Origin of the sequence: Methanosalsum zhilinae DSM 4017, assembly GCF_000217995.1 — an archaeon.
GTDB lineage: Archaea > Halobacteriota > Methanosarcinia > Methanosarcinales > Methanosarcinaceae > Methanosalsum > Methanosalsum zhilinae.
Genome location: NC_015676.1, coordinates 1,055,428 through 1,070,811, shown reverse-complemented (window position 1 = coordinate 1,070,811; position 15,384 = coordinate 1,055,428). Strand labels below are relative to the sequence as shown.

Genomic DNA, 15,384 nt, shown 5'->3' with positions numbered 1-15,384 from the left:
CCAAAGGCTCTCCTAGTATTTCCTATGATGTATTAAACACTTTATTATATTTTGAACTGATTTCACAAATATAAATATCATTTCTTGCATTTGTAATTAAATAGCCCACTGATAATCAGTGGAAGATATATTAAACCGCATTTGCCTCCAGGAACAAAACCATTTGAAAATCAGATAAATATACAAAGAGGAAGACCTACCCGACTTGAATATGAATCACATAATAAAAGAGGTGCAATAGAGAGGTTCTTGGAAAAGGGTGTACCCGGTGTTTTGAAATAGGTTCTTTAATAGAATTTGTACTATTAGATTAGGTTAAGTCAATAATAAAACGGATTTCTACAGAGTCATTCATTATTCAAATTTTTATTTACTTTGAATCGAAAGGTTTTGCATAAGGTTTAATATCAATTATAGGTGTTTGATTTAAAGCATCAAGACCCTTTACTTCAAGTTCCCTAGTATTCCTTGAAAGTAATTTTACTACACTAGTTCCAATTGGCGTGGGCCTCATTGGACTGCGAGATGCAAAAACACCTTTAATCCCACCATGTCTTCTTTTTCCAATAAGTTCATATCCTTCTGACCTATCAAAAAAAAATATGATTTGGATATAATCATTGTCTTCTATTTTATATAGTCCATCTTCAAATTCGGGCTTTATCAGTATCTTACTTACTGATTCACGCATTATATCAGGATCAACAGGTTCCTGGAACTCGTTGATCACGGAGCCTATAATCTGTACATTCATTCTTATCAACCTTTAATCCTGGTGCTTTCTTTAATTTCTTTGGTAATATCCATATTTGGTCTCCTGTTCGATATACATCTACACTTACACCGTATACAGGTTCAATGTTCTCCGGTGTAAGAATTTCCGGACCACCTCCATGGAAAATTTCTCCATCTTTCATCATAATAATCTTATCGCTATATCTTGCTGCAAGGTTGAGGTCATGCACTGACATGATCACAGTAACATCATTGTCAGCTTGGGCTCGAGTAATATCTAAAACCTCTAATTGGTGTTTCAGATCTAAACTACTCGTGGGTTCATCCAAAAGTAGAATCTCCGGTTGTTGTGCAAGTGCTCTTGCAATGATGACTTTTTGTCTTTGTCCACCACTGAGTTCATTAATGTTTTTCATGGATATTTGACTTAGGTCAAGCATTTCCATAACATCAACTACAATATTCAAATCACGTGATGTAGGGACCCAGTTAATGTGTGGTTTCCGGCCCATAAGGACTGTATCAAAGACTGTTGTAGGAAATGCTCCCTTTTCAGCTTGTGGGATATAACCTACCTGTTTTGCAATATCTTTTCTGTGAAGTTTATCCAAGTCAAACTCATTAATCATGATAGAACCTTTTTCAGGATTTAAGATCCTGTTTATACATTTTAAAAAAGTAGTTTTCCCTGAGCCGTTTGGGCCAATTATCGATAAAAATTCACCTTTTTTCACAGTTAGGTTCATATTTTTAAGTGTAAGAACCCCATTATAACTGAATTCCAATCCTTCTACATCAATTTTCATACATACCCTCATAAAATAACACTAAATCATAATTATTTGATTAAAATAATTATCAATTGTTATGAAATTTTATTTTTAGTTATACTTCATAGACCTACTCAAGTGTATATTAATCTCATTTTTCCCCTAACATACATTGCCTATAAGGGTAACTCTTCTTGTACATATATCACCAATATTCCCTTCCTTTGATCACAAGGTAGATGAACAGCGGTGCACCCAAAAACGATGTTAGAATTCCTACTGGAAGTACTTCGGGTGAGATTATATTTCTGGCAACTGTATCTGATACCAGAAGCAATAGACTACCTGTGAAAAAAGAGAATGGAAGTAATAACATCTCATTCCCGCCGATTAATTTTCGAACAATATGAGGTACAACAAGACCTACAAATCCAATTATTCCAACAAATGAGACTATTAGTGCGGAGACTGTTGATGAGATCACCATACCTTTAATCCGCAATTTATCTACATCTACACCAAGACTTTTAGCAGTATCGTCACCTGAGTTGAGTGCATTAAAATTCCAGCTATTATATGCAAACCAGAACGATAATGGAACCACCACAGCTGTAATGAGTCCAATTTCAGTCCATGAAGTCTTACCAACGTCCCCAAACTGCCAGAAAATGATCGCTGCGATTGCAGTATCTTCAGCAAAATACTGTATTGCACTTATACCAGCAGTAAAAACTGAACCTATAGCTACACCAGTTAATATCATTGTTTCAGGGCTAGCTTGTTTATATTTGGCTAATGCAAGTATGACCCCTGTAGATATCATAGAAAACATGAATGCTGAGATAGTAGTAATATATGGATTATTGATATTAACTACATCCCCAGAACTGTGTGTAGTACCGGTACCTAGTATGACTATCGCAAAAGCTGCACCAAAAGCTGCAGCGTGTGATATACCTAATGTGAACGGTGAACCGAGGGGGTTCCTGAGGACACTTTGCATCACTGCACCGGATATGGCTAACCCTGCACCTGCGATCACGGCAGTGAGTATCTGGGGCATACGTATACTCCAAATGATGTGATAGGCCATACCACTCTTTGTCTGCCCAGTTAGAACTGATAAAATTTCAGGTAATGGTATATTTACTGGACCTACAAGTACAGCAAATGACATGAGAAGAATAAGAAAAATTAGTATGGATATACCAAACACTAATTTTTTCCCAATATCTTTCTTGTAAAGATCTAGTATACTGCTCTGATCCATCATCTTTCCTCAAAGGTCAACAGGGCCATACCCTGCACCAAGTTTATCAGCGAGTTCCTGATATACAGGTTCTCCAAGGAACATTGTATAGATTTCATCAGCTTTTTCTTCTGCGTCGATATCACTGAATTCATCCGGGTATGCTGTAGAACCTATAAAGTATGAGTTTGCTAGTGTTGATTCAAAATTTCTTTGATAGGATGATGTTGGTAGAATTCCATATATTTGATTTTCTTGGTACGCTTTCAGTTCTTTATATGCAGGGTTTCGATCAAAATCGTTTCTTACAAGGTCAATGTTCCCAATATCAACGAACAACATTTCAGGATCCCAATTGAGTAGGTCTTCCCGATTAATGTTAACAGGTGTTGATTCCTCATATCCTAACACATCTAGAGCATCATTTGCGTTTAGGTGCTGGAAAGAAGTATATGGTGACCTACTACCCAGCAGACCATGTCCACCACGATGTGAAGTACCTCCTGCATACAATAGGGGTTTATTTTCATCAGGTATGTCTTTGGTCCTAGAATCAAGGTCTGCGATCAGGTCTTCAGTATAATCCTGGAGTTCCTGAGCACGGTCTTCTTTACCAAGAACTGACCCAAAAGTATCCCAGCATTCATAAAGAACATGCCTATAATGGTACAAATCTCCCATATCCACGACAACTACAGGTACCCCTGTTTTGCTTTGGAGGTTATTAGCATCACTAACATCACCACTTACCAAACTGAAGAAAATAACTTCTGGTTGAGCTCCAGCAATTAGTTCAGCATTACCCCCATGGTTAGGTCCAATTGAAGGAAGGTCAGCTATTATATCCTTATTAGCGATTATGTATGGAACTGCTTCTTCTTCTTGCTCATGTTGTTCGGTACCTACAGCTTTATCCATAGCATTAAAGTATGCTAATTGGCGCAGTGCACCTGCTCCTACTGCAGCAACTCTATCCACATTTTCGGGCACTTCGACTGTTCTGCCAGCCATATCTGTTATTTTTATAGTTGCTTGTGCTTCACTACCATCAATATCTCCTCTACCTCCTTCTTCTCCAAGACACCCGGAAAAAAATATCATTGTTGCTATTACCATCAAGACAGCAACTAATGTTACTATACCACTCTTTTTAGTTAATTTATTAAGCATAAAAACATACCTCCATGCTATAAAATATTACAAACAGGATTGAAAGTGGAATCATGTCTTAATTTAAAGTACATAAACGGATTTTTTTTGCTAATAATGATTATCTTAAGGGGTAATTTCAAATATGAACCACTGCCTGAATATTTTTATATTATTAGATGCATACGCAACGGTTGCATATGCAACTATCAGAACTTAGCAAAGGTGATTTTTTGGATATATCTTCAATGAGTAAAAATTACAACCGGAAAAAACAGCATGAATTTATGCATTGGAAGAAATATTTCATATTTATTCAGATCAATGAACATATACCTTTCAAAAAAACTTGAACCATATGGTATAGGAAGTGGTCAATTTCCTTTATTCATGTACTTGATCCATCAGGATGGTGTACGTCAAGAAACGCTTGCTAGCTTATTAAAGTATGATAAAGCAACTATCACAAGATCCATCAGTAGGTTAGAAGAAGCGGGTTACGTTATCCGTAAGCGTGACTCTCTTGATAAAAGGATATATTGTGTTTATCTTACAGATAAAGGACACAATATGAGAGATGTTTTGCTCAGCTTGAGATCCAAATTAAATGCTATCTTATTACGCGATTTGAATCCATATGAACAAAAATTATTCGTTTCCATGATTGAAAAAGCTGCCATGAATATAGCTTCTGAGAATGAAATGTATAAGGTTTCAGATGAATAAAACTAATTCTGCTCAGACATACGACTATGATGATCCGAGCAATGGCCATAAAGAAACATCTTCCATGAGGCTTCTAGCAGGTGATCCTCAAACGGCTATAAGAAAACTGGCATTCCCCATGATGCTGGGTATGCTAGTGCAGACACTTTATAATCTTGTAGATACTTTCTGGGTATCTGGTCTAGGGGCGGATGCTCTTGCAGCTGTTGGTTTTGTATTTCCTTTCTTTTTTGTTATAATTGCACTTTCAAACGGACTTGGGGTAGGAGGTGGGTCGGCTATATCTCGAAGACTAGGTCTTAGAGATAAGAGAGGCGCGGATAATGTTGCAGTACATACATTCATCCTTCTGTTGATCATATCTGTGATTTTTACTGTACCTCTGTACATATTTGCAGAACAGATATTCACATACATAGGTGCTGGCAGAACTACTGAAATGGCGACCTCATATGGACGTATTATATTTGGAGGCAGTATTCTGCTATTTTTTACGAATGTAGCAAACGCTATACTTCGAAGTGAAGGGGATTCCAAACGCGCTATGAACGCGATGATATTTGGTTCTGTGCTTAACATATTTCTTGACCCAATATTTATTTACACACTGGAAATGGGAGTTTCCGGTGCAGCATGGGCTACAGTGATATCTATGGGAATAACGTCTATTTTAATGGGCAAGTGGTTATTTTTCAAAAAAGATACATACTTGGAATTTGATTTCAGCGATTTTAGCTTTGATAAAAGTATTTTATGGGATATATTCAGAGTAAGCTTTCCAGCTGCCGCACAACAGACTTCCATGGCTCTTATGATGCTTATAATGAACGTTATTATCATTACGGCTAGCAATACGGATGGAGTGGCTGTTTATACGGTAGGGTGGCGTATTGTGACTATAGCCATTGCACCATTAATGGGTATTTCTACAGCCGTTGTAACCATGTCAGGCTATTCTTTTGGAGAGAAAACATATGATAGGTTATCATCCTCTCATATCTACTCCATGAAGGTGGGGATTCTTGTAGAAACTGTCATTGCATTTTTGACCTTTATTCTAGCACCACAGCTAGCTTACATATTCACAATGTCTGAAGATGCTTCCCATATAACCGATGATGTGATCACGTTTCTCAGGATAATTTGCATATTCTATCCAATGATCTCCCTGGGAATGCTCTCATCTTCACTATTCCAGGGTATTGGTAAAGGATTGAATTCACTTGTTGCAACTATTCTTCGAGCCCTTATATTTGTACCTGTGTTCACGATCATATTTGCCTTTAGTCTTGATATGGGACTTACTGGCATATGGTGGGGAATAGTCATAGGTAACATGATTGGTTCTGTTATCATTTTTGTATGGGCAAGACTTTACATAGTGAGACTAATGAAGAATGAACGATTAAGCTTTTAAGCTGAAATTATAATTTTACATCAATTAAGTGATATATCTTCAATCATTTTGATAGTAGGTTCAATCATATGGTTACCACCGTTATTTTTCGAATTAAATAAAGTATTTCATTGACCTTTAACTTAATTTACTACATCGGATTTAACAGTCAATCAAATTGATGATCTCAAAAGGAAAGAATAATTATCTAAAATAATAAAATAACTTCATTTTAATATGTTTTTCTGCATTAAATTACATATATTTATAGGTTAATCTGCATTTTATTATTAATTAATAACACGAATTAATAAAATATTAATAATATGTGCTTATATTTTGAAGAAAAAAACATAATGGCATAAAATCAGAAGGAGACATAGGATGCAAAAAAGCAGGATATTAACTTTTACACTATTAGTTACACTTGTTGCAGTTTCAGTGTTTGCCTGCGGATGCATGGATAATTCATCCAGTTCCCAGAGCACCCAGTCTGATTATGAGATGATAACAGTTACCGATGCCCTTGGCAGGAATGTGGAGGTACCAAAATCCCCGGATCATGTCATTTGTTCAGGTTCCGGCGCTCTGAGATATCTGACATATCTCCAGGCTCAGGACAGAATAGTTGGTGTGGACAGTATCGAAACCCGAGAATCAAATTATGATGCCAGACCCTATGCTATTGCAAACCCGCAGTTTAAGGATTATCCGGTATTTGGAGAGTTTAGAGGTAATGATGACCCTGAGAAAATATTGATGCTTGACCCACAACCCCAGGTAATATTCAAGACTTATTCTGCAGATGCATATGATCCTGTGGAGCTGCAGAGAAGAACAGGCATTCCGGTTGTTGTACTTAACTATGGAGATATGGTCAATTATAGATCAGATATGTACAGATCCTTTGAGATAATGGGCGAAGTACTTGGTAAAGAGGAACGTGCTGAAGAGCTCATAGCATTTTTTGATGAGACTATTGCAGACCTTAACGAGCGTACAAAAGATGTACCTGAAGAAGAAAAGACAACATGCTATGTAGGTGGCATTGCCCGTAGGGGTCCACATGGATTCCATTCCACAGAACCTACATATCCACCTTTCCTTTTCATAAATGCTAAGAATGTAGCATATGATCCAACAAGAGAACTTAGCAGTGTCGAAGTTTCAAAGGAAAGCTTGCTTGGCTGGGATCCAGAAATACTTTTTGTGGATTTGTCCACCACTCAATCTGAGGATAAGTCCTGTGCTGTATATCAGCTTCAGACAGACAGTGCTTACAGGCAACTAAGTGCTGTAAAATCATCAGAAGTCTACACAGTTTTGCCTTACAATTGGTATACACAGAATTATGGATCAGTTCTTGTGAACTCATATTATACAGGTAAGCTACTGTATCCTGACAGGTTTGAAGACGTAGATATTGATGAGAAAGGAGCTGAAATCTACACATTCCTTGTTGGTATGGGAGATGAACAGATGGGAGCACACGTGTATGATACAATGAAACATATCTTTACTACCCCTGCGTTCACAAAGGTGGATTTGTAAGAAGAAAAACAAGAAGAGTTACAGACAACGAACGTAAGAAAGGAGACAGATAAAGCATATGAGCAGTGGAGCAGGAGATATTGTAAGCAGGTACAAGGAGCACACTGCCAGGAAGGTCAGCTATATACTTACAGGCATCTTCCTGCTGTTTTTGGCAGCTGTGTATTCAATATCCACTGGACCTATTGATATCCCGCTACTTGATGTTATCAGGACACTTGCAGGACAAAGTATTTCACCTACATGGGACAGTGCAATATGGAACATTCGTCTGCCACAGGTACTTACAGCTATTGTTGCAGGTGCCGGGCTTGCTATCTCGGGGGTCGTGATGCAGTCCATACTCCGAAACCCCCTTGGATCGCCTTTCACCCTTGGAATATCAAATGCTGCAGCCTTTGGGGCAGCGTTCTCAATAATTATACTGGGAGCTGGTAGTACAAGCAGTAGCGTTGGAACTGCAGTTACTATAAACAATCCCTATACCACAACAATTGCAGCATTTGTTTTTGCAATGATAGCTACCGCTGTCATACTAATGTTTGCAAGGATAAGAGGAACAACTCCCGAAGTAATGATACTGATAGGTGTTGCCATGGGATCTCTGTTCACGGCAGGTACTATGTTCTTGCAGTACTTTGCAGATGATGTACAACTTGCTTCTATGGTATTCTGGACCTTTGGAGATACTTCAAGGGCAAGCTGGGAAGAGCTGGGCCTGATATCTGTGATAGTTATCATTGCTTTTGTGTATTTCACACTAAACCGCTGGAAATACAATGCTATAGATGCAGGGGATGAGACTGCAAAGGGTCTTGGCGTGGATGTTGAGAAAGTAAGACTGTGGGGTATGATATGGGCATCGCTTGTCACTGCCATTACTGTTGCTTTCCTAGGAGTTATTGGTTTTATTGGGCTAATATGCCCTCACATGGTACGCCGACTCATAGGAGATGACCATCGGTTCCTAATTACTGGCAGTGTTGTGATGGGAGCACTGCTGCTTCTGTGTGCTGATACTGTTGCTCGGGCAATGATACAGCCATACCAGCTTCCTGTAGCTGTGCTTACTTCATTTCTGGGTGCACCTGCGTTTATATATATTATACTAAAGTGGAGAAGAATATGATATTAGATGTAAATGGAGTGGAATTTAACTATAGCAGCAAAGAAGTTCTCAGTAATATCAAGTTTCATCTGAAGAAGAATGAGATACTTGCTATACTCGGACCAAACGGGGTGGGGAAGACCACCCTGCTCAAATGTATGAACGCAATACTTAAACCAGACAAAGGGACAATAATGATAGAAGAGGAGGATGTGCTTAAGCTTGAGCAGATAGAGATCGCACGCCGCCTGGGGTATGTTCCACAGCACTGCGAGTCTGCAAAACTGACGGCATTTGATGCTATCCTTCTGGGCAGGATGCCACACATAAAATGGAATATCAGTACAGAAGATGTGATGCTTGTGGAGGCTGTTATCAAAAGACTGAAGCTTGAGGATCTTGCACTTAGATATATAGACGAGCTTAGTGGAGGAGAACTACAGAAAATAGGTATTGCAAGGGCTCTTGCACAAAATCCAAAGCTTTTACTGCTTGATGAACCAACAAGTAGTCTTGATCTTAAGAACCAGCTGAATATACTTGATATAATCAGGGATGTTGTGAAAAAAGAAGATGTTTCTGCAATTATGACCATGCATGACCTGAACCTTGCCTTCAGATACGCCGATAAATTCCTTTTTCTTAAAAATGGAACCATATTTGCAGCAGGGAGTATAACAGATATATCTCCACAGATAATAGAAGAAGTATATGGCGTACCGGTCACCATACAGAACTATCATAATGTATCTGTAGTAATACCAGTCTGACAGAACCATGAATATTAAGTGTTAAGCAAACAGTTGAGAGCATAGGCCAAAGTATGAATGATGTGTACAATAATATAGATTGGAACCGTGTCTGGACAGATCAGATACAGAAAAGCCAGAGAAGCAAAAACAGGAAGGAATGCTCTTCTATATGGGAAGACCGTGAGAGTGCAAAAAGATTCTGGAACATTTCACAGAGAGATGGACAGAAACGGGCAAAAGAAACCATCAAAGATCTTCATATAACACCCCATTCCAAAGTTCTTGATATTGGAGCAGGACCCGGAACACTTTCCATACCCATCTCAGAAAAAGTTGGACATGTGACTGCCGTTGAACCCTCAAAGGGTATGCTGGAGGTCCTTGATGAGAAGATAGCAGAGTACAGAAGAGATAATATATCTATTGTCAGGAAAAGGTGGGAGGACATAGATGTTGAAAAGGACCTTGACGGGCCCTATGATGTGGTGATTGCATCGTTCTCACTGGGTATGCCTGACATCCGCAGGGCTATCGAGGATATGCAGGCAGTATCTTCAGATTATATATACCTCTACTGGTTTGCCGGTAATACACCATGGGATGAACATTCCTTCAGGATATGGCCTGCATTGCATGGAAGTGAATATCATCCCTCACCCAAGTGTGATATACTGTTCAATGTGCTCTACCAGATGGGAATATACCCCCATTTGGAACCATTTATTATTGGCAGGACTGAAAAATATTTAACACTGGATGAAGCAGTAAACGAGCAGAAAAATCACTTTGCCATTGAGAATGAGCAGCAAAGGAAAATACTCAAACAATATTTTCAGGAGACTTTGCAGGTTGATAATGAAAAATATGTCTATGATGCCAGCTCCACCAGGGTAAGGATATGGTGGTCAGTAAAAGGCCCTGAGAAAATGGCATGATAGCAGACACACATAATCAGGATTTTTTTATCCTGCATATGTGAAACTAAATAACGAACAAATACCATTAAATAGTATCCATAACCACATTTATATGGTATGCAGCTTGTGCGTACAAGTTGTTTTTCAGAGCGTTTGACATCGACAAAAGAAAGGTGATTTGAGTGGAAGGAGTGGAAAAGAACAAAGAGAATCTCATGAAATGTATCTGTATGAAGAAATGTCCAAGCTATAGTTTTGCTTGCAAAGTAAAATCAATACCCTCCAATACAGCTGAGCTCCTTAAAGGAGCATTCAAAGGGAACATTTCAGAAATAGATCACATAGAGGGAATGTTTTGTGCCTTTGGAAAAAGCAACTGCATTACGGATGAGAAAGGATGTGTATGTCCTGAATGTGAAGTGTACAAAGAGAATAACCTTACAGAGACTTATTACTGCCTGGTTGAGGGCGGCAAGTAAATAGAGATTCCAATCACTGTAGGCCTGAATGTTAAGAAATAAAGTGAACTACCACCTGGACTTTAGCCAGGTTTTTGTTCACTTTTAGTAGAATATGTGGATTTTTTAACTGTAACCCAAAAAACGCATCCACTGGTTTTAGGATTATCTTCTACTCCAGCTTCTCCATCATGTAGCTCTATGATTCTTTTCACGATAGCAAGGCCCAGACCTGTACCTTTAACTCCGCCTTTATTTGCTCGTTTAAAGCGTTTAAAGATTGCTTGTTTATCGCTGTCTGATACTCCCTGACCATGATCTGTAACTGTTACTTTCCAGTCACTTCCGGCATCCAATATATCGATAATAATTTCTTCTCCATCAGGACTGTACTTAATAGCATTTGAAAGTAAATTCACAAAAACATCTTCTATCAATGGATTTATTCTGGCACAGTAAATCCCGTCTGCAATGAACTTCACTTTCATATTTTTTTCTTCTATCGTAAATTTGAAATTTTGTATCACCTTCTTAAATATAACCCCAATATCAGCATCTTCAAATCCCAGGCTGTCAGTATTTTCTAATTTTGATAACTGGGATGCTGCTTCTATAATCTCTATTGCTTTTTCATTATTTTTTTTGATAATTTTAAGAATCTTTAAATTATTTTCATTTTTCTCATTTTCAAGTAAAATATCAGTATAACCTTTAATGACATTTGCTGGATTCAAGAGGTCATGTCGAAGAATATCTGTAAACAAATCTTTTAATTCATTTTCTTCCTTCAACTTCTTTTCATTTTTTTGTAGATCCCTGAAAATTAAATTATATGGTTGAGATATGCCAGTAATAACTATTGCCTGATAAATGAGGATAAAAGATGCCAGTTTTAAGAAATGTCCCACCATATTTGAAAAGCCATATACATCAATGTAAAATGTGAACGTTAGTTCTGTTAAAATAGTTAGCATTATAGCTATTAATATCAAATTGCTTACCTTTGGATCAAATTCGTTTTTATTTTTGAATAAAATAATTGCAGAAAAGAGGAGTATTAAGGATATAGTGTATTCACTTAAGACTTTAAAAGTTGTTAATCCTACTCCTTCAATAAAACAGTCTGGAAAAATATTAAATTGAAATATTGATGCTAATAGAATTATGCTAATTATTGAATATCCTGCAAATGTGAGTCCAGGGTTGATATTGCGTTTTATAAAAACAGCAGCTACAAGAAATGAAAAGCTTTCCATATATCTTGCAATAATCCATAACTGAGTAGGCAGATTTGAATCATACCCTAAAAACAGTCCCATGCCTGTATAACTAAGTGTATGAATAGCGTCCATACCTGCAATAAAAAGATAAGCTATACCTAAAAAGAGCAAATAACTATTTTCTGCAAATTTTCTTGAATTCCATGCAATTACAAAAATACAACAAGCTACGACAATGGTGAAACCTTCAATTAAAGTATGAAATAATAGATAATTGTACAAACTAATATAATATAGCCCAGCGAAAGAAAACAAGACTATTAAAAAAATTAAATATTTTTTAGGTAAATCCATAAATACTTTCAATAAGTTCAAGATATAAATATGTTAACTATATTTATATGGAGGCGCAAATAAGTGATTTTAACTGGAATATCTAAAACAAGGAAATGATATGATTATAAACGAACTAATGGATTTCTTTTTAAGTGAAATTATAGCAGTATCTGCAATTGTCATATCTTTAATTTCACTTTATGTTGGCATTAAAAGTGTTGAAAATGAACGTACCCACAATATACAATCCGTGCGTCCTATAGGGGATATTAGGTACGGTGCAAGTGCAAGCCAATTCTTTATTGATGTTGTAAATAATGGGATTGGACCAATGCTAATCAAAAATATCAAGACAAACGGTGAAGAAAACAAGTCTCCTGGAGAGTTTATTCTTTTTAAATTCAAGAACTTATCATGCAAAAAATTTGATTTTAGGGTCGATTTAAAAGATACTGCACTAAAAGAAGGTGATTCAATTCGGTTACTGTATATTCTTTTTGATTCAAGTGATGATGAGCACATCCAAGAAAAGGAAAAAATTAGATCACTATTAGCAGATATGAATTTTGAGCTGGAATATACGGATATCTATAACATCGGGCAACCGATACTAAGCCGGAAATTAAGTATTTTCAAAAATGAGATATCTAATAAAATAAGAATAGAAAGAATTACAGATGAGGAAGTTATAGATGGAAATTGAGAACATCGAGCATCACAAAAAAGTTCCAAACCTGAGGAACCGATTCCTACATGTTCTTATTTTGGCATGATTTTTGTTGATAATGCCTTTTTAGGTTCTGTATAAATTCCTACCTGAATAATTCATTAAATCTATTATTTTTCAAAAAAGTCTGATTATTCGTATGTAAGTTTCATAAAGTAGATTATCTCGGGGCTCTAAGTTTGGTTATGGGGTTATATATGGATGAAATTAAAATTGGTAGTTTAAACATTGCCTACAAGAGAAAAGGTAAGGGGGCACCTATTGTACTTCTTCACGGAGCTCTTAGCGACAGTCGGGTGTGGCGTAGACAACTTGATGATCTCTCCAATGAGTTCACAGTTGTTGCCTGGGACGCTCCAGGTTGTGGCCGCTCGACAGATCCTCCAGAAACCTTTCGGTTACCTGACTTTGCCGACTGTCTCGCGGAATTTATTCAGGAGATAGGCTTAGATAAACCCCACATTCTTGGTTTATCATTTGGTTCTGGGCTTGCACTTGAACTCTACAGACGCCACCCCAACATACCAAAATCTCTTATATTGGCTTCAGCTTATGCTGGTTGGGCTGGATCTTTACCACCTGAAGTCGTAGAAGAGCGCTTGAAAATGGCGTTTAAACAATCAGAATTGCCTCCTGACCATGTTGTGGATAAATGGATTCCAACACTTTTCACAAAATCAGTGTCTTCTACGGTGATCAATGAAAATAAGGAAATAATGTCTGAATTTCACCCGGTAGGGATGAGAGTAATGTCAGTGGCCTTTGCTGAAGCGGATCTTCGTGACGTGCTTCCAACTATAGAAGTACCTACACTGCTTCTGTATGGTGAAAAGGATCAGCGTTCTCCTCTTAATATTGCTTCAGAACTTCACTCAAGGATTCCTACATCTAAACTTGTGATAATACCTGACGTTGGTCATGTGGCCAATCAGGAAGCACCAGAGATTTTCAATGCCGAAATACGCAACTTCCTTCGAGGTATTCAAAAATGATTGAAATTTAAATTATTAGATAATTTTTGGCTCTGTAGAGTCCCTGTCAAAACCAACATCGAAATCTTAAACTTGTAATTTGTATCTTTAATTCGATGTATATTTGCAATTATTGTAAGTTTCCGTCCATAAGAATACTATGTATCTCTACAGAGCACAAAAAATAGTGCTTCTTTTTTAAAAAAGTGGATAGTTTGATTCACATTTTTTGTTAATCTATTTGACCCACATACTTTAATTTTCTAAGATATTGAACTCTTTTTCAAGATGGAGGGGTTCTTCGGTTTCTGTGCAGGTGACTGACTTATTGATTTTATACAATCCTTCTTTAACATCCTCAGTAAAATGCTCTGATGGATTGAATGATTGTTTAAACTCCTCGCCAGGATTTAATATTAGCATTTCTAAAGTGACTGCCATTTGCATTTCAACGAGTTCCCAGGCATTTTCATTCTGATCATAGAATTCAATTTCAAACATTCGACCAAAGGTTATTGGTGTAGTTCCAGTATTTTCAACGGTATATTCGATGTTGTTGTCTTTATTGAACTCTTCTTTCTCTAGGCTCAAAGAAGCATTGGGGTAAGGCTTGTCCATATCAATGTAGAAGTTTCTGGTTAACTCTAGAATTTCACCTGTATCTGCACAGATCAGGTTCTTTTTAATTCTATATTCACCTTCTTTTACTTCATCCATGAAATTTGAGGCAGGATTGAAAGTTTGTTGATCGAAAGTTTCTCCAGGAGATAGAATTATTAGATCCTCAGTCCACACCAGATCTAAATGGATTCGAGTCCATGTATCATTGATTTCGTCATAATACTCTATGCTGAATGCACGGCCAAATTCTAGTACAGTATCTCCAGTATTCTCGATTTCGAACTGGATATCTTCATATTTACTAAAACTCTCCTTTGGTAAATGAATCATTGCATCACATTCAGTTTCACCAATTATATTATTATCCAAGCATCCTGATGAAAATAATAATAATGCAATCAATCCAATTGAAATAAGAGGGATCGATTTATTTTTTATTTTTTTTGTTATAATGTTCATATTCATCAATCATACATATGTGATCTGAATAGATAAAACATTCTTAAGCTTCAAACAAGTTTGTAGTTATTGCCTTTCTAGTATGAACTAAACCATGACTCGGGATTAAATAGGTTTCATATAGTTTCTTATATGCACGTTATCTCTATTTTCTGTAGAATAAAAATTATACATTTGTTAAACTCATTAGGATATGCCTGCCAGCTTATCGGATAACAGTGATTTTAGTTCTTCAAGGC

15 protein-coding genes are annotated in these 15,384 nt (G+C 37.0%); 9 read left to right on the top strand and 6 right to left on the bottom strand.

Annotation, left to right across the window (positions count from 1 at the left end):
- Window positions 1-370 precede the first annotated feature (370 nt).
- From tsaA to MZHIL_RS04935, 4 genes are all read right to left on the bottom strand, one after another.
- A complete protein-coding gene (gene tsaA / locus MZHIL_RS04950) occupies window positions 371-754 on the bottom strand; it encodes a tRNA (N6-threonylcarbamoyladenosine(37)-N6)-methyltransferase TrmO (protein ID WP_013898273.1) in 384 nt (127 codons plus the stop codon).
- Window positions 702-1,541, bottom strand: coding sequence for an ABC transporter ATP-binding protein (locus MZHIL_RS04945; protein WP_013898272.1), 840 nt, complete (start codon window positions 1,539-1,541; stop codon window positions 702-704). Before MZHIL_RS04945 ends, tsaA begins: the two co-directional genes overlap by 53 nt.
- A 169-nt stretch (window positions 1,542-1,710) precedes the next feature.
- Window positions 1,711-2,778, bottom strand: coding sequence for a FecCD family ABC transporter permease (locus MZHIL_RS04940; protein ID WP_048815487.1), 1,068 nt, complete (start codon window positions 2,776-2,778; stop codon window positions 1,711-1,713).
- A gap of 6 nt (window positions 2,779-2,784) precedes the next feature.
- Window positions 2,785-3,924: an ABC transporter substrate-binding protein gene (locus MZHIL_RS04935; RefSeq protein WP_013898270.1), complete on the bottom strand. Its 1,140-nt coding sequence runs from the start codon at window positions 3,922-3,924 to the stop codon at window positions 2,785-2,787.
- Between the two features lie 258 nt (window positions 3,925-4,182).
- Between MZHIL_RS04935 and MZHIL_RS10210 the strand changes: the two genes are divergently transcribed.
- The 7 genes from MZHIL_RS10210 to MZHIL_RS04900 all read left to right on the top strand — a co-directional run bounded on the left by MZHIL_RS10210 (window position 4,183) and on the right by MZHIL_RS04900 (window position 10,832).
- Window positions 4,183-4,629 (top strand): MarR family winged helix-turn-helix transcriptional regulator, encoded by a 447-nt coding sequence (locus MZHIL_RS10210; protein ID WP_013898269.1) that lies wholly within the window; start codon window positions 4,183-4,185, stop codon window positions 4,627-4,629.
- The gene (locus MZHIL_RS04925) at window positions 4,622-6,046 is read left to right on the top strand and encodes an MATE family efflux transporter (RefSeq protein WP_013898268.1); all 1,425 of its coding nucleotides are present in this window, start codon (window positions 4,622-4,624) and stop codon (window positions 6,044-6,046) included. Before MZHIL_RS10210 ends, MZHIL_RS04925 begins: the two co-directional genes overlap by 8 nt.
- Window positions 6,047-6,409: 363 nt before the next feature.
- Window positions 6,410-7,576 carry an iron ABC transporter substrate-binding protein gene (locus MZHIL_RS04920; protein ID WP_013898267.1) on the top strand — a complete coding sequence of 389 codons (1,167 nt, stop codon included), beginning with the start codon at window positions 6,410-6,412 and terminating at the stop codon, window positions 7,574-7,576.
- A 58-nt stretch (window positions 7,577-7,634) separates the two neighbouring features.
- A complete protein-coding gene (locus tag MZHIL_RS04915) occupies window positions 7,635-8,705 on the top strand; it encodes a FecCD family ABC transporter permease (protein WP_013898266.1) in 1,071 nt (356 codons plus the stop codon).
- Window positions 8,702-9,454, top strand: a complete 753-nt coding sequence (locus MZHIL_RS04910; RefSeq protein WP_013898265.1) for an ABC transporter ATP-binding protein — start codon at window positions 8,702-8,704, stop codon at window positions 9,452-9,454. Before MZHIL_RS04915 ends, MZHIL_RS04910 begins: the two co-directional genes overlap by 4 nt.
- Window positions 9,455-9,507: 53 nt before the next feature.
- Entirely contained in the window at window positions 9,508-10,371 is an 864-nt protein-coding gene (locus MZHIL_RS04905) for a class I SAM-dependent methyltransferase (RefSeq protein WP_013898264.1), read from the top strand.
- Window positions 10,372-10,535: 164 nt separating this feature from the next.
- The gene (locus MZHIL_RS04900) at window positions 10,536-10,832 is read left to right on the top strand and encodes a DUF2769 domain-containing protein (protein WP_013898263.1); all 297 of its coding nucleotides are present in this window, start codon (window positions 10,536-10,538) and stop codon (window positions 10,830-10,832) included.
- A gap of 62 nt (window positions 10,833-10,894) precedes the next feature.
- Here the strand turns inward: MZHIL_RS04900 and MZHIL_RS10205 are convergent, their stop codons facing one another.
- Window positions 10,895-12,385 (bottom strand): sensor histidine kinase, encoded by a 1,491-nt coding sequence (locus tag MZHIL_RS10205; RefSeq protein ID WP_013898262.1) that lies wholly within the window; start codon window positions 12,383-12,385, stop codon window positions 10,895-10,897.
- A gap of 100 nt (window positions 12,386-12,485) precedes the next feature.
- Between MZHIL_RS10205 and MZHIL_RS04890 the strand changes: the two genes are divergently transcribed.
- Window positions 12,486-13,070, top strand: a complete 585-nt coding sequence (locus MZHIL_RS04890) for a hypothetical protein (RefSeq protein WP_013898261.1) — start codon at window positions 12,486-12,488, stop codon at window positions 13,068-13,070.
- Window positions 13,071-13,291: 221 nt separating this feature from the next.
- The gene (locus MZHIL_RS04885; protein ID WP_048815486.1) at window positions 13,292-14,086 is read left to right on the top strand and encodes an alpha/beta fold hydrolase; all 795 of its coding nucleotides are present in this window, start codon (window positions 13,292-13,294) and stop codon (window positions 14,084-14,086) included.
- Window positions 14,087-14,320: 234 nt separating this feature from the next.
- Here MZHIL_RS04885 and MZHIL_RS04880 read toward each other — a convergent pair whose 3' ends face one another.
- Entirely contained in the window at window positions 14,321-15,145 is an 825-nt protein-coding gene (locus tag MZHIL_RS04880; protein WP_013898259.1) for an immunoglobulin-like domain-containing protein, read from the bottom strand.
- Between the last annotated feature and the right edge of the window lie 239 nt (window positions 15,146-15,384).

Bases quoted from the DNA above. Each gene is read 5' to 3' on its own strand.
- tsaA (WP_013898273.1), bottom strand. From the start codon at position 754: ATGAATGTACAGATTATAGGCTCCGTGATCAACGAGTTCCAGGAACCT.
- MZHIL_RS04945 (WP_013898272.1), bottom strand. From the start codon at position 1,541: ATGAAAATTGATGTAGAAGGATTGGAATTCAGTTATAATGGGGTTCTT.
- MZHIL_RS04940 (WP_048815487.1), bottom strand. From the start codon at position 2,778: ATGATGGATCAGAGCAGTATACTAGATCTTTACAAGAAAGATATTGGG.
- MZHIL_RS04935 (WP_013898270.1), bottom strand. From the start codon at position 3,924: ATGCTTAATAAATTAACTAAAAAGAGTGGTATAGTAACATTAGTTGCT.
- MZHIL_RS10210 (WP_013898269.1), top strand. From the start codon at position 4,183: ATGAATTTATGCATTGGAAGAAATATTTCATATTTATTCAGATCAATG.
- MZHIL_RS04925 (WP_013898268.1), top strand. From the start codon at position 4,622: ATGAATAAAACTAATTCTGCTCAGACATACGACTATGATGATCCGAGC.
- MZHIL_RS04920 (WP_013898267.1), top strand. From the start codon at position 6,410: ATGCAAAAAAGCAGGATATTAACTTTTACACTATTAGTTACACTTGTT.
- MZHIL_RS04915 (WP_013898266.1), top strand. From the start codon at position 7,635: ATGAGCAGTGGAGCAGGAGATATTGTAAGCAGGTACAAGGAGCACACT.
- MZHIL_RS04910 (WP_013898265.1), top strand. From the start codon at position 8,702: ATGATATTAGATGTAAATGGAGTGGAATTTAACTATAGCAGCAAAGAA.
- MZHIL_RS04905 (WP_013898264.1), top strand. From the start codon at position 9,508: ATGAATGATGTGTACAATAATATAGATTGGAACCGTGTCTGGACAGAT.
- MZHIL_RS10205 (WP_013898262.1), bottom strand. From the start codon at position 12,385: ATGGATTTACCTAAAAAATATTTAATTTTTTTAATAGTCTTGTTTTCT.
- MZHIL_RS04890 (WP_013898261.1), top strand. From the start codon at position 12,486: ATGATTATAAACGAACTAATGGATTTCTTTTTAAGTGAAATTATAGCA.
- MZHIL_RS04885 (WP_048815486.1), top strand. From the start codon at position 13,292: ATGGATGAAATTAAAATTGGTAGTTTAAACATTGCCTACAAGAGAAAA.
- MZHIL_RS04880 (WP_013898259.1), bottom strand. From the start codon at position 15,145: ATGAACATTATAACAAAAAAAATAAAAAATAAATCGATCCCTCTTATT.